This is a genomic window from Photorhabdus thracensis (assembly GCF_001010285.1).
Taxonomy (GTDB): Bacteria; Pseudomonadota; Gammaproteobacteria; order Enterobacterales; family Enterobacteriaceae; genus Photorhabdus; species Photorhabdus temperata.
The window spans coordinates 4,591,039-4,608,174 of record NZ_CP011104.1 but is presented as its reverse complement, the minus strand read 5'-3'; the positions used below and the strand labels follow the sequence as shown (position 1 = coordinate 4,608,174).

Annotated in this window: 13 protein-coding genes and 1 pseudogene; 10 read left to right on the top strand and 4 right to left on the bottom strand. The window is 40.5% G+C overall.

All coding sequences use genetic code 11. The features are described from left to right. Positions 1 to 4 precede the first annotated feature (4 nt). From VY86_RS20075 to VY86_RS20060, 4 genes are all read left to right on the top strand, one after another. Positions 5 to 1,183 (top strand): questin oxidase family protein, encoded by a 1,179-nt coding sequence (locus tag VY86_RS20075; protein WP_046976283.1) that lies wholly within the window; start codon positions 5 to 7, stop codon positions 1,181 to 1,183. Positions 1,184 to 1,228: 45 nt separating this feature from the next. After that, complete coding sequence (locus VY86_RS20070; RefSeq protein ID WP_228940024.1) at positions 1,229 to 1,633, top strand: NUDIX hydrolase; 405 nt, start codon at positions 1,229 to 1,231, stop codon at positions 1,631 to 1,633. Between the two features lie 477 nt (positions 1,634 to 2,110). Further along, positions 2,111 to 5,965, top strand: a complete 3,855-nt coding sequence (locus VY86_RS20065) for an amino acid adenylation domain-containing protein (RefSeq protein WP_082111273.1) — start codon at positions 2,111 to 2,113, stop codon at positions 5,963 to 5,965. Positions 5,966 to 6,085: 120 nt separating this feature from the next. Next, positions 6,086 to 7,051, top strand: a complete 966-nt coding sequence (locus VY86_RS20060; RefSeq protein WP_046976281.1) for a pseudouridine-5'-phosphate glycosidase — start codon at positions 6,086 to 6,088, stop codon at positions 7,049 to 7,051. Here the strand turns inward: VY86_RS20060 and VY86_RS20055 are convergent. The 3 genes from VY86_RS20055 to hcaR all read right to left on the bottom strand — a co-directional run bounded on the left by VY86_RS20055 (position 7,013) and on the right by hcaR (position 9,760). Further along, entirely contained in the window at positions 7,013 to 7,795 is a 783-nt protein-coding gene (locus VY86_RS20055; protein ID WP_046976280.1) for a fumarylacetoacetate hydrolase family protein, read from the bottom strand. The two genes, VY86_RS20060 and VY86_RS20055, sit on opposite strands and share 39 nt — an antisense overlap. Positions 7,796 to 7,864: 69 nt before the next feature. Further along, entirely contained in the window at positions 7,865 to 8,764 is a 900-nt protein-coding gene (locus VY86_RS20050) for an alpha/beta fold hydrolase (RefSeq protein ID WP_046976279.1), read from the bottom strand. Positions 8,765 to 8,881: 117 nt separating this feature from the next. Further along, positions 8,882 to 9,760: a DNA-binding transcriptional regulator HcaR gene (gene hcaR / locus VY86_RS20045; protein WP_046976278.1), complete on the bottom strand. Its 879-nt coding sequence runs from the start codon at positions 9,758 to 9,760 to the stop codon at positions 8,882 to 8,884. 136 nt (positions 9,761 to 9,896) lie between these two features. On the opposite strand from hcaR, the gene hcaE reads away from it, so the two are divergent. Genes hcaE through hcaD form a run of 6 tightly spaced genes read left to right on the top strand, consistent with a single transcriptional unit; the run spans position 9,897 to position 15,070 of the window. Next, complete coding sequence (gene hcaE / locus VY86_RS20040) at positions 9,897 to 11,258, top strand: 3-phenylpropionate/cinnamic acid dioxygenase subunit alpha (RefSeq protein ID WP_046976277.1); 1,362 nt, start codon at positions 9,897 to 9,899, stop codon at positions 11,256 to 11,258. Further along, entirely contained in the window at positions 11,255 to 11,797 is a 543-nt protein-coding gene (gene hcaF / locus VY86_RS20035) for a 3-phenylpropionate/cinnamic acid dioxygenase subunit beta (protein ID WP_046976276.1), read from the top strand. The genes hcaE and hcaF overlap by 4 nt, the downstream gene beginning before the upstream one ends. Beyond that, the gene (gene hcaC / locus VY86_RS20030; protein WP_046976275.1) at positions 11,797 to 12,114 is read left to right on the top strand and encodes a 3-phenylpropionate/cinnamic acid dioxygenase ferredoxin subunit; all 318 of its coding nucleotides are present in this window, start codon (positions 11,797 to 11,799) and stop codon (positions 12,112 to 12,114) included. The genes hcaF and hcaC overlap by 1 nt, the downstream gene beginning before the upstream one ends. Then, positions 12,114 to 12,956 (top strand): 3-phenylpropionate-dihydrodiol/cinnamic acid-dihydrodiol dehydrogenase, encoded by an 843-nt coding sequence (hcaB, locus tag VY86_RS20025; RefSeq protein ID WP_046976274.1) that lies wholly within the window; start codon positions 12,114 to 12,116, stop codon positions 12,954 to 12,956. The genes hcaC and hcaB overlap by 1 nt, the downstream gene beginning before the upstream one ends. Further along, the gene (locus VY86_RS20020; RefSeq protein ID WP_046976273.1) at positions 12,946 to 13,899 is read left to right on the top strand and encodes a 3-carboxyethylcatechol 2,3-dioxygenase; all 954 of its coding nucleotides are present in this window, start codon (positions 12,946 to 12,948) and stop codon (positions 13,897 to 13,899) included. Before hcaB ends, VY86_RS20020 begins: the two co-directional genes overlap by 11 nt. Before the next feature lies 1 nt (position 13,900). Continuing rightward, positions 13,901 to 15,070 carry a phenylpropionate dioxygenase ferredoxin reductase subunit gene (hcaD, locus tag VY86_RS20015; RefSeq protein WP_046976272.1) on the top strand — a complete coding sequence of 390 codons (1,170 nt, stop codon included), beginning with the start codon at positions 13,901 to 13,903 and terminating at the stop codon, positions 15,068 to 15,070. Positions 15,071 to 15,184: 114 nt separating this feature from the next. Here hcaD and VY86_RS26615 read toward each other — a convergent pair. Continuing rightward, positions 15,185 to 16,790 (bottom strand): annotated as a pseudogene (locus VY86_RS26615) (ABC transporter substrate-binding protein). Positions 16,791 to 17,136 lie beyond the last annotated feature (346 nt).

Below are 17,136 nucleotides of genomic sequence, written 5' to 3'. Positions count from 1 at the left end.
AAAAATGATTAACAAACTACTTAATGATCGTTCATATCATATTGAATTTAACGGTCATCTTACTAATCACGTTAAGCATGCTGTTATAGCGCTGCATGGCTTGGGCATCAGTGCTGGCAGAATTAAAGACTATTATGATAATTATGCAAAATTGACGCCCTATGGTATGGGGCTTGAACCACCTAAAACATTAAAGCATGTGATAGACAGTACGAATTGGAAATATTTCTTAGGCAAGAGAACAAGTTATTCTTCTTACTGTGATTATTTTGAAAAGGAAATTAAAAATAAAGGGATTGAACAGGTATTGCAAGAATATATGCCGACTCTTTTGTCTGGGTGGGCTGGTGCATTAACTCACGGTACAATTCATTTAGGTTGGGCATTGGATATCGATCATCCTTGGATGATTATTGAAGGGCTTGCTTACATGGCATTCTCCTATGTTCCTTGTCATTCAGAGAGAGCATTTATTGATAGTTCTCTAAACGACAAGAATGCTTTTGATTCTATATTGAGAATTTCAACGCTGTGGGAGGAAAGGAAAGTAGAATTGACCGATTGGGTAAATTCATTGATTGATAATGAAAATTTGGCTGATACCGATTTAATACATCCTGAATTAAGAAGATCAGGCCTGCAATATCGTATTGCTCGTCTCTTGATGCAAGGCCACCCAGAAATATATCGTTTGCCGGTTTGGATTGAGACCCAAAATGCAGAAGAAAGTTGGGCTCAGTTGTTCTATGTCATAACATTGATTTATCTTGCTAAGCCGGGTGATTTTTTGCTTCTTCATTTGATTACCTCGTTGTTTGCAATGAGAAAGATCTCTGCACGTTTACCGGCGGAAGAAAGTAAAAATATTATTAAATGTTATTGGGTTGGCATGTTATGCATTTTGTTTTCAACGACTGATTTATCTAAGCCTGCTAAATTTTCTGCGCTTAATCAGACTTATTCTTTCAGGCAGGATGAAATAACCTATTCTCTTTGGGAGCAGGAATGGACGCATATTATTGCCAGGGCATTAGAGGAAGAAGAAGAACATAATCCAAAACTGGTTTATGTCATGAATCAATTGTGGAAAGAATATGGTTTAACCATTTATAGGGCAGCCGCAAATCAGTTTACAAGTACCCCTTTGCTTCCTCCTTCTTTCGAAGAAGCACCGATTGAATAATAAACTGGCTCTATTGTTTTATTAAAATATTGTTTAATGGAGATAATGATGAGTTATATAATAGATAAATTAGCTTGGATTTGTATTAAAGACAGAAAATTATTAATGACAAAATCTAAAGGTAAAGAACTGTATTATATTCCAGGAGGTAAAAGAGAAGTCGGAGAAGAAGATAAAGATGCTTTAGTTAGAGAAATAAAAGAAGAACTTTCTATTTCAATCCTCACCGATACAATTAACTATGTAAAAACATTTGATGCGCAGGCAGATAAAGCATCTGAAGGTATTATTGTGAAAGTGATTTGTTATCAATCTGAATTTAAAGGAGAGATACGAGCGTCATCGGAGATTGAGAAAATAGCATGGATGAACTATGACGAGAAGGAAAGGTGTTCTCTTGTCTCTCAATTAATATTGGAATATTTAAAGAACAATGAATTAATTGATTGATAATTCTATATCGTGATGAGGTGCATTTTGATAGATGAATCTTATCACGAAATTACAAATATACCCAATAGATTTCAAGTTGCAGCGCGGCGGCAAGTGAACGCAGCCAACAAAGCAGCAACTTGAAAGATGAAGGGTATAAATGATTCAGAATTACCGGGGAGAATAATAACCGTTTTATTTACGGAGAATATTGAATAATCATAATTTAAATTTTTTGATTTCATCATCTAATAAATTAATTTTTTAGATAATCTTTAAGGTATTATCTTATACGAATGCCAGATTACTTATAGTAATTGGCAAGGATATTCATTTGCCTCGAAGAGTGTGTCTTTGTTGAATTTAATTAATTGAATGATTTTAATAAAATATAAGTCATCAATTATGATCAAAAAGACACTTATAATTTCGTAGATAAAATGTCATTTTTAACTACGGCGATATTTACTTCATTATTATATAAAGTAACTGAAAATGTTAGAAAATAATATTAAACAATGTGATTTAATCACTGATGTTTGCCTTAAAGAAGACGCAATAACATTGATGGATATGCTTGAAAGTCAACTAAAGCGCCAGGCAGATGGATATGTTGTTATTGATAAAGAACAATCGCTTAATTACGCTGATTTCTATTTTAAAGTGAAAGAGATTGGATATTGTCTATCAGAAATGAGCTCAAAAAATTCAGTGGGTATTGGGCTTTTTTGTGATCCTTCTATAGATTTAATTTGTGGTGCGTGGGGTATTTTATCAGCGAATAAAGCCTATTTGCCTTTATCGCCTGACTATCCAGCTGAGCGCCTAAAATATATGATAGAAGATTCTGGCATTGATGTGATTTTTACCCAATCGAATTTAAAAGAACAGTTGCAGAACATTGCACCAAAATCAGTATTAATTATAACACCGGAAGATGTCGCTCTGACGATAAAAACAAGAACAATAGAAGATATTCTAAATACGGATCGAGTTCCCAACCCAACCAGCCTGGCTTATATTATTTATACTTCGGGTAGTACGGGTAAACCAAAGGGAGTTATGATTGAGCATCACAGTATTGTGAATCAAATGAGATTTCTTGCAAAAGCGTTCAGCTTAGGGAAGCACTCTCGAATTTTGCAGAAAACGCCAATGAGTTTTGATGCTGCACAATGGGAAATTTTAGCGCCTGCAATAGGTGTCCAAGTGATTATTGGCCCTGTAGGATGCTATCGCGATCCAGATGCGATTATTAAAACAATTCTTCAACATCAAGTGACGACTTTGCAATGTGTTCCTACTTTACTGCAAGCGTTACTAGATAATCCTAATTTTTTGGATTGCTTATCACTGACTCAAGTATTCAGTGGAGGAGAGGCGCTGACAACCAAATTAGCCGCTCAATTTTTGAATAGCTTTACTCACTGTGAATTAATCAATTTATATGGTCCAACAGAATGTACGATTAATTCATCCTATTTCCGGGTGACAAATGAAACTTTGCCAAATTATCAAACATCTATTTCAATTGGTATACCTGTAGATAATACAGAATACTACGTTCTTGATAAGAATAGATTACCTGTGGCGGTGGGAGAAATTGGCGAGCTTTATATTTCGGGTATTCAGTTAGCACGTGGCTATTTGCATAAGCCAGAAATGACAAAAGATAAATTTATTTATAATCATCTTGCATCCGAAACTAAATACCCGTGGTTATATCGAACGGGAGATCTCGTGACCAGAGGGGCCGATGGTAATACTTATTTTGTTGGTCGGGTTGATAGCCAGGTCAAGTTACGAGGTTATCGTATTGAGCTTGATGAAATACGTCATGCGATTGAAGAACATAGCTGGATAAAGACGGCGGCAATGTTAATTAAGAAAGATGCCAGAACGGGTTTCCAAAATCTCATAGCATGTGTGGAATTGGATGAGAGAGAAGCTGCGCTGATGGATCAAGGTAATAATAGCTCACATCACAAATCAAAAGCCAATAAACTACAGGTGAAAGCTCAACTTTCTAATTCTGGTTGTCGAAGTGAAGAATTGTGTGAGAATCGTCCTGTAATCTTACTGCCTTATAAAGAAGGAGAGATAAAACAAAGAGAATATGCATTTGGGCGCAAGACATATCGCTATTTTGAAGGGACAGAAATAACGGTAGAGCAACTAAAAGCATTGCTGACAATTCCTCAGCCGAGTGAAATTTTCTCTTTGCCACTGAGTAATTTAACACTTAAGGATTTCGGCTATGTATTGCGTTATTTTGGTCAATTTACCAGTCATCAACGTTTATTGCCAAAATATGCCTATGCTTCACCGGGTGCTCTCTATGCGACTCAAATGTATTTTGAATTGCATCATGTTCTCGGTTTGGATGCGGGGATTTACTATTATCATCCCGTGACTCATAAGTTAATAAAAATTTCAACATTGAGTCGTCGGAAAAAACCAACGATAAAAGTACATTTTATTGGAAAGCATGAAGCCATTGAGCCCGTTTATAAGAACAACATACAAGAAGTTCTGAAAATGGAAGTGGGTCATATGATGGGGCTCTTTGACGACATATTACCGGAAATCGGTTTGGGGCTTGGTGAAAGTGAATATCAAGCTGAATGTCCTGATTGGTATGATGGTAATATTCAGGATTATTACCTTGGTGCATTTGAGATCTGTAACTATGAAAATAGATTACCACCATTTGATACCGATCTTTATTTGCAAACACATGCCAATAAAATACCTGAGATGCCATGTGGTTTATATCACTTTTCTAACGGGGAATTTGTGCGAGTAAGTGATGATATTGTTCGGAAAAAGGATGTTATCGCGATTAATCAGCAAGTTTATGATCGTTCCAATTTTGGGGTGTCAATTATTCCACGTGGTGTCCCTGAATGGCATTATTATATTACACTGGGTCGTCGATTACATGCGTTGCAAAGTAATCAATTGTGTATTGGATTAATGTCATCTGGTTACAGCTCAGAGAGCAATAACGATTTACCTTCGGCGAAAAGGATGCGATCTATTCTTAATACGCTTGATAGACCTATGGCAGCATTTTATTTCTGTATAGGTGGGAGTATTAGCCAAGAGCAATATACTTGTGAAGGTATGAAAGAAGATGTTGTTCATATGAAAGGGCCAGTTGAGATCATTAAAGATGATCTTCATCAGCAACTCCCTCAATATATGATTCCAAATAAGGTATTAGTTTTCGATAAATTACCTTTGACAGCCAATGGAAAAGTGGATTACCAGTCTTTGTCAAAATCTAAAGCAGTGGAGGATATTTCAACACAGAGACCATTAGTGCCATTACGGACAGATACTGAATTGAGGCTTGGAAAAATTTGGATGGAAGTGATGAAATGGGATTCAGTATCTGCACACGATGATTTCTTCGAGAGTGGAGGTAATTCTTTGATGGCCGTTGCTATGGTTAATAAGATCAATGGGGTCTTTAATATTCGTTTTCCGCTACAAATACTTTTTCAATCTCCCAATATAGAAGAATTGGCTAAATGGATTGAGCAAGCCGATGCTAAAATAATATCAAGATTACTTTTATTGAATCAGGCAAGCAAGGACCCAATTTACTGTTGGCCGGGTTTGGGCGGATATCCTATGAGTTTGAGATTGCTGGCTAATAAAGTGGTTCCCGACAGGGCATTTTATGGAATACAGGCATATGGGATAAACGAGAGTGAAATACCGTTTTCTTCTATCCAGAAAATGGCAGAGGAAGATATTAAAGAGATAAAGAAAATACAGCCAGAAGGGCCCTATACATTATGGGGATATTCATTTGGTGCCCGGGTAGCATTTGAGGCTGCGTACCAGCTTGAACAAGCTGGAGAAGAAGTTAAGGCGTTGAACTTGCTGGCGCCGGGATCGCCTTATCTTCATATGAAACAAGAGAAATATCATGATGAGGGAGCTGAATTTACTAATCCGGCTTTTGTTCAAATACTTTTTTCTGTATTTGCTCGTTCAATCAGTAGTCCAATGGTTAAAACTTGCTTAGAGCAGGTGAATAGTGAAGCGACATTTATTAACTTTATATGTAGCCGCTTTAAAAACTTGGAGCTATCATTAGTAAAACGTATCGTTAGGATTGTGACTTTGACTTATGATTTCAAGTACAGTTTTGATGAGCTTGATCACAGATATTTAAAGGCACCTATAACTATTCTCAAGGCGAATAAAGATAATGATTCATTTATTGAAAAATCTGGTGTGTTTTCATCAACACCACCTAAAATAATTGAATTGATATCGGATCACTATCAACTGTTGGAAAATGAAGGTGTGACTGAGATTGAGAAAATAATCTAGTTTTTAAATTATCAGTAATAAATACAACCCGTAAGATTCAATTAAGTATATATTAATAGATATATTATCTCTAATGTTATGTTTAGTAGATAATATCAAGAGAATGAAAAGGTATATAACATGAATATCAGTCATAGTGTTCCACTTAAATTCAGCGGTGAAGTAAAAGAGGCACTTGAATCAGGAAAACCTGTTGTTGCTCTGGAATCCAATGTGATTACACATGGCTTGGATTACCCTGATAATGTCACAACAGCTAAGAATGTTGAGCAGGCTGTTCGTGAAAGTGGGGCAGTTCCCGCAACGATAGGAATAGATAATGGTGAATTTCTGATTGGGATGTCAGATAAACAAATTGAGAAATTTGCTACCGCATCTCATGTTCCAAAGGTCACGAGTCGGGATATTCCGGTCGTGTTAGCGAGTGGCGGGATGGGGGCGACAACAGTGGCATCGTCAATACTTGCAGCAGAAATAGCGGGTATTAAATTCTTCTGTTCTGCGGGGATTGGTGGAGTACATCGAGGTGCAGAGACGAGTATGGATATATCAGCAGACTTGACTCAGTTAACGCGTTCCCGTGTTGCCGTGGTCTGTGCTGGCGCAAAAAATATCCTCGATATTGGATTAACATTGGAATTTCTGGAGACATGGAATGTGCCAATCATATCCTATCAGTCGGATGATTTTCCTGCATTCTACTGTCGTTCCAGCGGATTCAAAAGTCCACAACGTCTTGATGATCCAGCCGTAATTGCCAAAGCGATTGAAATAAATTGGATGTTGCCGGGAGGGAAAGGGATATTAATTACGACACCAACCAAGCCAGAGGATGCGATAGATAGTCAAAAGATTGATATGATTATACAAGGTGCGGTATTAGAGGCTAAGAGGAATAATATTGTTGGTAATTCGTTGACAAAGTATCTGATGAGAATGATTGACCGAGAAACCAATGGGATCTCGGCGAAAGCTAATATGGCTGTATTAGTTAATACAGCAAATGTTGCTGGAAAGTTGGCGGTGGCCCACGCCATTCATAAATTTTCAGGCGAAATTTATTCTGGCAGATCCCAGGCCCAATAAGTTGATTTTCAATTGATCACCGGCATTAACCGGTACCATTGTGGCAAGGGAACCGGAAAGAATAATTTCTCCCTGGCGTAGCGTCGTATCCAGCGTTCCCAGCATATTCGCCAACCAGGCAACGGCGTTGGCAGGGTGCCCAAATGCGGCTGCACCTATGCCGGTATCAATCAGTTTGCCGTTCTTTTCCAGTGTCATGGTAACGGCAGCCAAATCAATTTCTGATGGCAGACGGGTACCGTCACCAATAACAAATAAACCTGATGAGGCATTATCAGCAACCGTATCCGTGATTTTTATTTTCCAATCACGGATACGGGAATCGACGATTTCGATACAGGGTACAACATAAGCTGTTGCTTGCAGTACATCTTCCGCGGTAATGCCTGGACCACGCAAATTGCGTTTCAGGATAAAGCCAATTTCACCTTCAGCCTTCGGCGCAATTAACTGTTCAATGGGCACAGTGGCATTATTTTCGTAATACATATCTGAGGTGAGAATGCCAAAGTCTGGCTGATCTACGTCCAATATATCCATCACTGCCTGGCTGGTGATACCAATTTTCTTACCGATAATTCGTTCATCGGTTGTTTCCAGACGGCGGGCAATAACTTTTTGCTGGATGAGATAAGCATCGTGTAATGTCAGTTTTGGATATTCATCAGAAATCGGGTTGATGGCTTGATGACTCCGCCATGATTGAAACAATTTTTCGCCAATATGGTTTATCACATTATTCATTGGTTGTTGCTCCTGATCAGGCGATAAAAGTGATATTCCGGGAGGAATATCACTCATCTGCAAGTGACATTATTTGTTGCCGTTTAGCAGAAAATCGATATGAATTCGATTGAACGTGTCTGGATCCTCATATTGAGGCCAGTGACCACATTTTTCCATTACGACAAAACGGCTGTTTTTGATAAGCGCGGCAAGGTGCTGACCCACGGAAATCGCGGCAGTTGGATCGTGAGTTGTCCATAGCACCAGCGTTTCGGCCTGAATTTTTGCCAGCTCATCTTCGGTCAGAAGATTACGCAGGCGGGTATCCATATCTTGCAGGCACATAATGTTTTCCATTGCAGATAACATATCTGGCTGACGATAAATCGCAAAACGGGATTCAACCAGGTCTTCTGTCACCATAGCAGGATCTTCCATCAGGAATTCAAGGCGCTTGCGGGTGGCTTCCAGATCCGGGTTTTTCACTGCATTCAGGCTCAGAGTGCGCAAGCGTTCCATCACATTTGGATCGGCAATCATACCTCCTGCGGTATTCAGCACCAGACGGCGAATATACCGTGGATATTTTGCCGCAAAGCGGGCGGCGACCCATCCACCTAAAGATTCACCGGAAAGGTGAATTTTTTTCAGATTTAATGTTTCGACAAAATCCCGCAAGTGTTCTACATAATCGATAATTTCATAAGAGCGGACAGGTTTATCAGTGAAACCATGTCCTAACATATCAATTGCCAGTACGCGAAAATGTGCAGCATGAGGCAGAACATTACGCATATAGGCTTCCAGATGACCACCAATACCGTGCAAGAAAATCAGGGTTTCAGGGCCGCTGCCAGCTTCAAGTACGCGGGTTTTTATCCCTTTTACATTAATATGGTGCAAATGAACTTCACCACCAGCAATGGCTGACCAAAGCGATCGTAACTCAGGTTGTACAGGTTTATGTTGACGGTTTGTCGTTGACATAACAATATTTCCCTTGTTTTTTTCAGGTTAATTTAATGTTAATATAACGACATCAAGCAATATTAACTAATACTTAATATGTCTAATCTGAAATGTAAAAACGATTATACTTAATTCCTATAGATATTTATTTTCAACAATATCTATTAAATGTGATAATAATTCTGATGTGTTGTCTTTTCGCCATGCCATTATTAACTCTATTGTCGGTGAATATCCAGATAATGGCCGGCAAACAACAGCATCTGTCATGATACTGGTAATATAGAATGGTACTATTGCACATCCTAAATTCAGGCTGACCATATTTAAAATTAATAACATATTGTTAGCTGTTTGAATAATATTCGGTGAGACATTATGTTCAGTAAAATAATTTTCTATAATCTGTTGTAATATACCGGATTGTGCTGGATCAGGAATAATAAAGTTCTCACCATGTAAGTCATCGACTGAAATTTTCTCACAGTATCTTAGCCTATGATTAGCCGGCATCAGTACTACCAGTGGTTCATTAAGAATAACTTTAAAATCAATAGAATCACTCTTTATTGGCGGGCGCATAAAAGCAACATCAATGTCACCTTGCAGTAATTTCTCTTCTTGTCCTGGATTAAATAAACTAATAAGTTCTATTTTTGCTTCAGGATGAGAAAGACGAAACACTGGAATAACTTCAGGTAATACCTTAACTTCTGCTGATGGGACAAATCCAATGGTAAGCACAATTTGTTCTTGTGCTGCTCTGCGGGCCATTTTTTTTGCTTTCTCTGCATTGTCAAGAATAATCCTGGCCTGTTGGAGAAAAACTTCCCCGGCTTTGGTTAAAGAGACTCTGCGTTTATTTCTTTCTAATAATGTAGATCCAATATAGTCTTCTAAATCTTTTATTTGCTGGCTTAATGAAGGTTGTGCGGTATGCAATTTTCTTGCGGCTTTAGTAAAGTTTAATTCTTCTGCTACTGCAATAAAGTATCGTAAGTGTCTTAATTCCATTGCCGTTTCCTCTACATATCGAAAAAAAGTCTCAATTTAAACAAACAATGTATTTCACAAATTATTAATCTATTAATAGCATTCATTTTGCATGTTGGCAAAAAGTCAACTTTTCATTTACATGAGGATCAATAATATGACATTGAGCAAAAACTCAGATATTTACCGCCTGATTGATGCCCGAGCCGGTCGTGTAACTCCTCAGATTTATATTGACCCTGAGCTCTATCAATTAGAACTCGAAAGAATATTTGGCCGTTGTTGGCTCTTTTTGGCTCATCATAGCCAAATCCCGCGTCCGGGAGATTTTTTTAATACTTATATGGGAGAGGACAGTGTTGTTGTTGTCCGGCAGAAAGAGGGTTCCGTTAAAGCTTTTCTAAATCAATGTCGTCACCGCTCAATGCGGGTTTGTTACGCGGATAGTGGTAATACCCGTGCGTTTACTTGTCCTTATCACGGTTGGTCATACGGTGTTGATGGGCGATTAGTTGACGTTCCACTGGAATCGTGCGCCTATCCACACGGGCTTTGCAAAGAGAAATGGGGACTTCAGGAAGTTCCATGTGTGGAGAGTTATAAGGGTTTGATTTTCGGTAACTGGGATACGACAGCACCCTCCTTGATTGATTATCTTGGTGATATGGCCTGGTATCTTGATGGTGTGCTTGACCGTCGCGAGGGAGGAACAGAAGTTATCGGCGGTGTGCAAAAGTGGGTCATCAACTGTAACTGGAAATTACCTGCTGAACAGTTTGCCGGCGATCAATACCACGCTTTATTTAGTCATGCCTCTGCTGTACAGGTTTTAGCTGTAAAGGAGGGCGACGATAGAAAAGCGTTAGGCGCCGGTCAGACTTCCCGGCCGGTCTGGGAAACGGCAAAAGATGCAGTGCAATTTGCTCAAAATGGTCACGGTAGTGGATTTTTCCTGACTGAAAAACCTGATGCCAATGTCTGGGTTGATGGCGCCGTCGCCCGTTACTACCGTGAAACCTACGCCGAAGCAGAGCAACGCCTGGGGAAAGTCAGGGCACTGCGTCTTGCGGGCCACAACAATATTTTCCCAACACTCTCCTGGCTTAACGGTACCGCGACAATGCGGGTATGGCATCCACGCGGACCAGATCAGGTGGAAGTATGGGCATTTTGCATTGCAGACAAAGCGGCTTCTCCAGAGGTAAAAGAGGCTTTTGAAAATAGTGCAACCCGTGCATTTGGTCCGGCAGGTTTTCTCGAACAGGATGATTCAGAAAATTGGGTGGAGATCCAGAAGGTACTCAGAGGCTACAAAGCCCGTAACAGCCCGTTGTGTATGGAAATGAGGCTGGGACAAGAAAGAGTGCGCGATGATGGTATTCCAGGCGTGACCAACTATGTTTTTTCCGAAACTGTTGCCCGTGGCATGTATCAACGCTGGGCTGACTTACTGACCAGTGAAACCTGGGATGAGATAGAGGAAAAAAGCCGGGCTTATCAGCAGGAGTTGGTCAAATGAAAGAGCTAATCGTCAATCAAGAAAAGCGAGTATCACTAGAGCTGTATTACGAAATAAGTCAGTTTTTATATTATGAAGTAGCGTTATTGGATGACTGGAAATTTCGTGACTGGCTTGAGCTGTTATCAGAAGATCTTAATTATACCATGCGCACCATTGTTAACGCCCAAACCCGCGACCGCCGCAAAAGTATCCAGCCTCCAACCACTTGGTTATTCAATGATAATAAATTTCAGCTTGAACGCCGGATTGCCCGGTTAGAAACCGGTATGGCCTGGGCAGAAGAACCGCCATCCCGCACTCGTCATCTACTGACAAACTTGGTGATTACTGAAACAGATTTGCCAGACCAGTTTCATGTTCAGTCCAATTATCTACTGTACCGCTCACAAAAAGAGAAAGATGAAGCTTTTTATGTCGGTAAGCGGCTGGATTGTGTTCGCCGCAATCTGAATACAGGTAGCTGGCTGGTTTGCAGACGTGAAATTACGTTGGATCAGGCCATCTTAACTTTCCATAACTTGAGTGTCTTATTCTGATGAGCCAGTTATTTGCATGTACTGTTGAAGAATTGCCTGATGGAGAAGCACGTAAGGTGGAATACACACCGGATATTGCGCTGTTTCACTATAACGGCGAATTCTTTGCTGTTGATGACCGGTGCAGTCATGGTAATGCTTCTATATCCGAAGGGTATCTGGAAGACAATGCAACAGTTGAGTGTCCACTGCATACGGCCAGTTTTTGTCTTAGGACCGGGAGGGCGCTTTGTCTTCCTGCGACAGATCCATTGAAGACCTATCCTGTTGTTGTTGAAAATGGAAAAATTTATATCACTGTTTCGGAGGAGCAATAATGAGTTGGATTAAAGATCAAGTCATTTTATTAACAGGTGGTGGTTCCGGTTTAGGTTTGGCTTTAGTAGAACGTTTTATTGCGGAAGGTGCCAAAGTTGGCGTATTGGAGTTATCTGCGGAAAAAGCGACAGCTCTGGCGCATTGTTTTGGCAAAGATCTCTGCGTTATTCAGGGGGATGTCACCTCTTTTGCAGATAATGAGCGGGCAGTTGCTGAAACTGTCCGGTATTTTGGTAGATTGGATTGCTTTGTCGGTAATGCCGGGCTTTGGGATCATAAAACCAGCCTGCTTGACGCGTCAGCAGAACAGATTGACAAAGGATTTGATGAACTGATGGGTGTTAACCTGAAAGGGTACATTCTGGGGGCTAAAGCGGCATTACCTGCGCTAACAGCATCAGAAGGCAGCATGATTTTTACGTTGTCGAGTTCATCATGGTTTTCTGGTGGTGGCGGTGTGTTGTATACCGCCAGCAAGCATGGCGTCGTTGGGATGATACGCCAGTTGGCGTATGAACTGGCGCCGGTTATCAGAGTGAATGGTGTCGCGCCGTGTGGTATGCCGAGTGATCTCCGTGGCCCGGCCACATTATCCCAGCAGGATAAATCCATCACAGACAGTCTGCCTCTGGAAAGTATTGGCGCAGCTTTACCTTTGCAATTTACGCCTCAGCCGGGAGATTTCACCGGCCCATATGTCATGCTCGCTTCCCGTGCAAACAACCGTACCTTAACCGGTGTCATGATAACGGCTGACGCCGGATTAAGTATTCGCGGAGTTCGCCGAATCACTGCGGGAATCATGTCACCGAATAAAAAGGGGAATTCAGATGACCATTAAATTGATCTGTACTTCGCACACACCTTTGATGGATTTTTGTTCTCCACCTGGAACGACAGAAAAGCACGTTCGGCAGGTTTTTCAACAACTGGCTGAACAAGTGAAAGAATATGATCCAGAATTGATAGTGATTTTCGCACCTGACCATTTTAATGGTTTTTTTTATGACCTGATGCCGGCATTTTGTGTTGGGGTCAGAGCGAATGCAGTGGGGGACTGGGATATTGGCAACGGTCCACTCAATGTTCCTGAAAACACTGCCAAGGATCTCATTTCTGCTTTATACGACACCGGTATTGATGTTGCCCAATCCTGGCGTATGCAGGCTGATCATGGTTTTGTTCAACCACTGATGTTGCTTTGTCAGGATTTACAGCGCTATCCAACTATCCCAGTGTTTATTAACTGTACAGCCAGTCCATTACCGACATGCCGCCGTACCGTGGCGCTCGGTCGTGCGATTGGACAATTCTTGTTTAAAACAGATCAGCGGGTATTGTTGTTGGGTTCTGGTGGCTTATCACATGATCCACCGATATCGCAGATTGGGCAGGTTCCGCCGGAAGTTGAAGAGGGCCTGATTGCCGGGAGAAACCCGACAAAAGAAGCGCGTCAAAGACGGCAAAACCGGGTGATTGCGGTTGGAGAATCGCTGGCGCGTGGCGAAAATGTCGTTGCTCCGTTGAACCCTCAGTGGGATGAAGAACTGTTGAGTATTTTTTGCAGTGGCGATATACAGCGCCTTTCTTCATTAACGAGTGGCGGGATCGCTATTCAGGGCGGTAAGGGAGGACAGGAAATCCGCTGCTGGATTGCCGCTTTTGCAGCGCTTTCTGTTTATGGCGAATATAAAGCTCAACGGCATTATTACCAACCTATTAAGGAATGGCTGGCTGGAATGGCAATGGTCAGCGCTCAACCTGTGAATCAGACAGGAGCGTAATATGCGGAATCAGACTTTTATTATTGTTGGAGCAGGGCAAGCGGGGGCGATGGCCGCTGCAACCTTAAGGCAGCAACAGTTTGATGGCGATATTATTTTAATCGGTAAAGAATATCATGCCCCTTATGAGCGGCCTATTTTATCAAAAGAGTATTTAATGAACCCGGAAGAAGAACCGAAATATTTGTTCTCCAAAGATTTCTATCTGAAAAACCGGATAGATTTACGCATGGGTCAGCCGGTCAGTCGTATTATTCCCGCAGAACATTGTGTCGTTTTGGAAAATAGCGATAAGTTCAGGTATGACAAACTCCTGCTCACCATGGGCGCAAGAGCCAGACGGTTTCCGCTACTCGATCAACTGGGTGAAAATGTTTATACCCTGAGAACATTGGATGATGCGCAACGTTTACGTCAGGCGGTGAAAAAAGGTAAACGGGTTTTGATTGTCGGCGGGGGTGTTATTGGTCTGGAACTGGCGGCAACTTCCTGTGAAATGGGCGCGAATGTGACGGTTATCGAACAGGCGGATAACATCATGGGGCGTTGCGCACCTCCGTTGTTGCAGGATTATCTTTTAAATCGCCATCAGGAAAAAGGGGTGCAATTCTTCCTTGATATCAATATCGTTTCCGCACAAAGACAGGAGAATGAATTAGTTCTTATGCTGAACACCGGAGAAAGGGTGATCGGAGATATTATTATTTATGGTATCGGCGCTGAATTCAGGGATAAGCTCGCTACTGATGCCGGTTTGGTGACTAATGGTGGTATCGTCATTGATAGCCGTTGCCAGACGTCTGAACCGGGTATTTTTGCTGCCGGGGATGTTTGCCTTCAGAGAGAGCCTTTAACGGGGGATCTCCAGCGTCGTGAAACCTGGGAAAATGCTAACCGCCAGGCAACTATCGCTGCACATGCAATGATGGGATTGGAGCCCCCACAGCCGGGTGCTCCGTGGTTCTGGACAGATCAGTGGGGCATTAATATCCAGATGGTCGGCAAAATGCAGGCTGAGAAATGGCATATTCAAGGTGACTTGCAATCAGATAAAGCCGTTTTGTTGGGTACAGAAAATGAGATCTTAGTGGGTGCAGTCGCGATTAATCAGGGAAGGGAAATGCGGAATTTACGGAAATTACTGTCTAATTCAACGGCGGCTTCAGTGTGATATTTGAACATCCATCTTTATAGGAATAAGTAATGACGGTATTTTATTGGCAATGAGTGGTTTTATTATTGAGTTCGGTGACCGTTTAAACGGTCACCGATGGTGGTCATCTTGTTAATGTTCAATAATATAAAGATCTTTCGACGATATCAAACCGAGTGGACTTATATAATATCCGCCAATATAAGGTTTTACCAGTCTGGCGCTGACATAGTAATAAATAGGAATTGACGGCACATCTCTTGTAAGAATGTCTTGTGCTTGCTGGAAATATTTCATATCGTTTGTTGTTTTGGCTTTTTGCATCAGATCATCATAAATATCATTACTATATAATGATGTATTATTAGAACTGTTGGTCACAAAATTATTTAAAAACGAGGCTGGATGATCGTAATCAGCTATCCATGCATATCTCACCAAATCAAAATGACTTTGATGCATTGTGTCTAACATTGTTTTCCATTATTGATTCTGTAGGACAACATCCACGCCCAGATTTTTCTTCCACATTGAAGATACGGCAATAGCAATCCTTGTATGACCTTCTGATGTATTATAAAGAAGATTAAATTTCAATGGGTTATTTCTGTTATAACCGGCTTCTTTCAATAACTGTCTGGCTCTTTCAATCCTTTTTGCCAGTGTCCATGATGCATAATCTGGTTGTTTTAAATTCATTCCTCCGGTATTCGGCGGGGTATTATTATAAGCGGCTTTTTGACCTTGACCTAATACCTTATCCGAGATAATGGTTTTATCTAAAGCCAGATTTAAGGCTTGTCTGACTCTGATATCATTAAAAGGTGTTTTTTGGGTATTAAATAAGTTTTCATAATTATGCTCCACTTCCAACCAGCCCTTGTGTACCAAGATATACAGCCTTTTCATCCAAGTGGTCTGTAGAATCAATGAGATAGGCTACAGAACCAATGTTGTTCAAAAAGAAAACAAAAGGCATAGGTGTATCAGTATTATGGAAAGCTATTTAAATTCGTAATAATAAACACCTAATTTAGGAGAAATGTGAACCTGACTGCCTAACTTAGTTTTTAAGGAGTTAAATGAAACTGATGGGATACTTTTTGTTATATCTATTTCCCCTGCTAAATAACGGTTCACCACCGCTGTCTCTGATGTGACGGCAAGATAGGTGACTTTATTAATAATGGTATGTGCATTATCCCAATATTGTGGATTTCTGATACCAATGACTTTTTCATTGACGATCCATTCAGCCAGTTTAAACGGGCCACTACCGACAAACACATTCGGCTGAGTCCATTTCTCACCATATTTTTCAACCGCTTTTTGACTGATAGGCACCATAACAGGATGTGCCACCATCTGTAAGAAATAGGCTAGCAACCACATCATGGGCAGTAATAGGAGAACCATCAGACCACTTTATTCCTTTTCTTAAATGAAATAGCCAGACTTTATTATCTTTGGTCTCCCAACTGACGGCTAAATCGGGATTTAACTTACCATCAATGCCTATGTCAATTAATCCACTAAAGAAATCATGAATAATATCAAATTCAACATCACTTTCAACTTTATGGGCATCAAGAGACGCAGGTTCTGAACCATTATGAAGAACAATATCCTGATTAATCGCCAATTGTGTACCAGGTGGAATAATTGCTGCATGAGATAATGTTAAGCTTCCAAATATAATTCCTGTGAATAAAGATATATTCTTTATTGTCTTTTTCATCGTGGTTTCTCCAATAAGACTTCGTTTTTTAATATTGATGTTGCAAATTGAGCAATATCTGATATTGGCTCCATTGTAAATAACCCTGCCGGGGAATAGCCCGCTGAATCTTTTCTTCCAGAGTCGGAAGAGGCAGACCAGATTAAATCCGTTGGTTTGCTTATATTACCCAGTCGGTAAAATCTGAAATCCTCGATCCTGCTCACAGATCGGCATATTTCCCTGAACAGGAGTATAGAAAGTTATATCTATGTATCTAATTACTCTTTTATTTTTACTTTTTTATTACAAAATCATCAGTGATGTAACCATTGAATATATTAAATCATAAGTTATATTTTATGTT

Excerpts from the sequence above, each read along its gene's own strand:
- VY86_RS20075 (WP_046976283.1), top strand. The coding sequence starts at position 5 with ATGATTAACAAACTACTTAATGATCGTTCATATCATATTGAATTTAAC.
- VY86_RS20070 (WP_228940024.1), top strand. The coding sequence starts at position 1,229 with ATGATGAGTTATATAATAGATAAATTAGCTTGGATTTGTATTAAAGAC.
- VY86_RS20065 (WP_082111273.1), top strand. The coding sequence starts at position 2,111 with ATGTTAGAAAATAATATTAAACAATGTGATTTAATCACTGATGTTTGC.
- VY86_RS20060 (WP_046976281.1), top strand. The coding sequence starts at position 6,086 with ATGAATATCAGTCATAGTGTTCCACTTAAATTCAGCGGTGAAGTAAAA.
- VY86_RS20055 (WP_046976280.1), bottom strand. The coding sequence starts at position 7,795 with ATGAATAATGTGATAAACCATATTGGCGAAAAATTGTTTCAATCATGG.
- VY86_RS20050 (WP_046976279.1), bottom strand. The coding sequence starts at position 8,764 with ATGTCAACGACAAACCGTCAACATAAACCTGTACAACCTGAGTTACGA.
- hcaR (WP_046976278.1), bottom strand. The coding sequence starts at position 9,760 with ATGGAATTAAGACACTTACGATACTTTATTGCAGTAGCAGAAGAATTA.
- hcaE (WP_046976277.1), top strand. The coding sequence starts at position 9,897 with ATGACATTGAGCAAAAACTCAGATATTTACCGCCTGATTGATGCCCGA.
- hcaF (WP_046976276.1), top strand. The coding sequence starts at position 11,255 with ATGAAAGAGCTAATCGTCAATCAAGAAAAGCGAGTATCACTAGAGCTG.
- hcaC (WP_046976275.1), top strand. The coding sequence starts at position 11,797 with ATGAGCCAGTTATTTGCATGTACTGTTGAAGAATTGCCTGATGGAGAA.
- hcaB (WP_046976274.1), top strand. The coding sequence starts at position 12,114 with ATGAGTTGGATTAAAGATCAAGTCATTTTATTAACAGGTGGTGGTTCC.
- VY86_RS20020 (WP_046976273.1), top strand. The coding sequence starts at position 12,946 with ATGACCATTAAATTGATCTGTACTTCGCACACACCTTTGATGGATTTT.
- hcaD (WP_046976272.1), top strand. The coding sequence starts at position 13,901 with ATGCGGAATCAGACTTTTATTATTGTTGGAGCAGGGCAAGCGGGGGCG.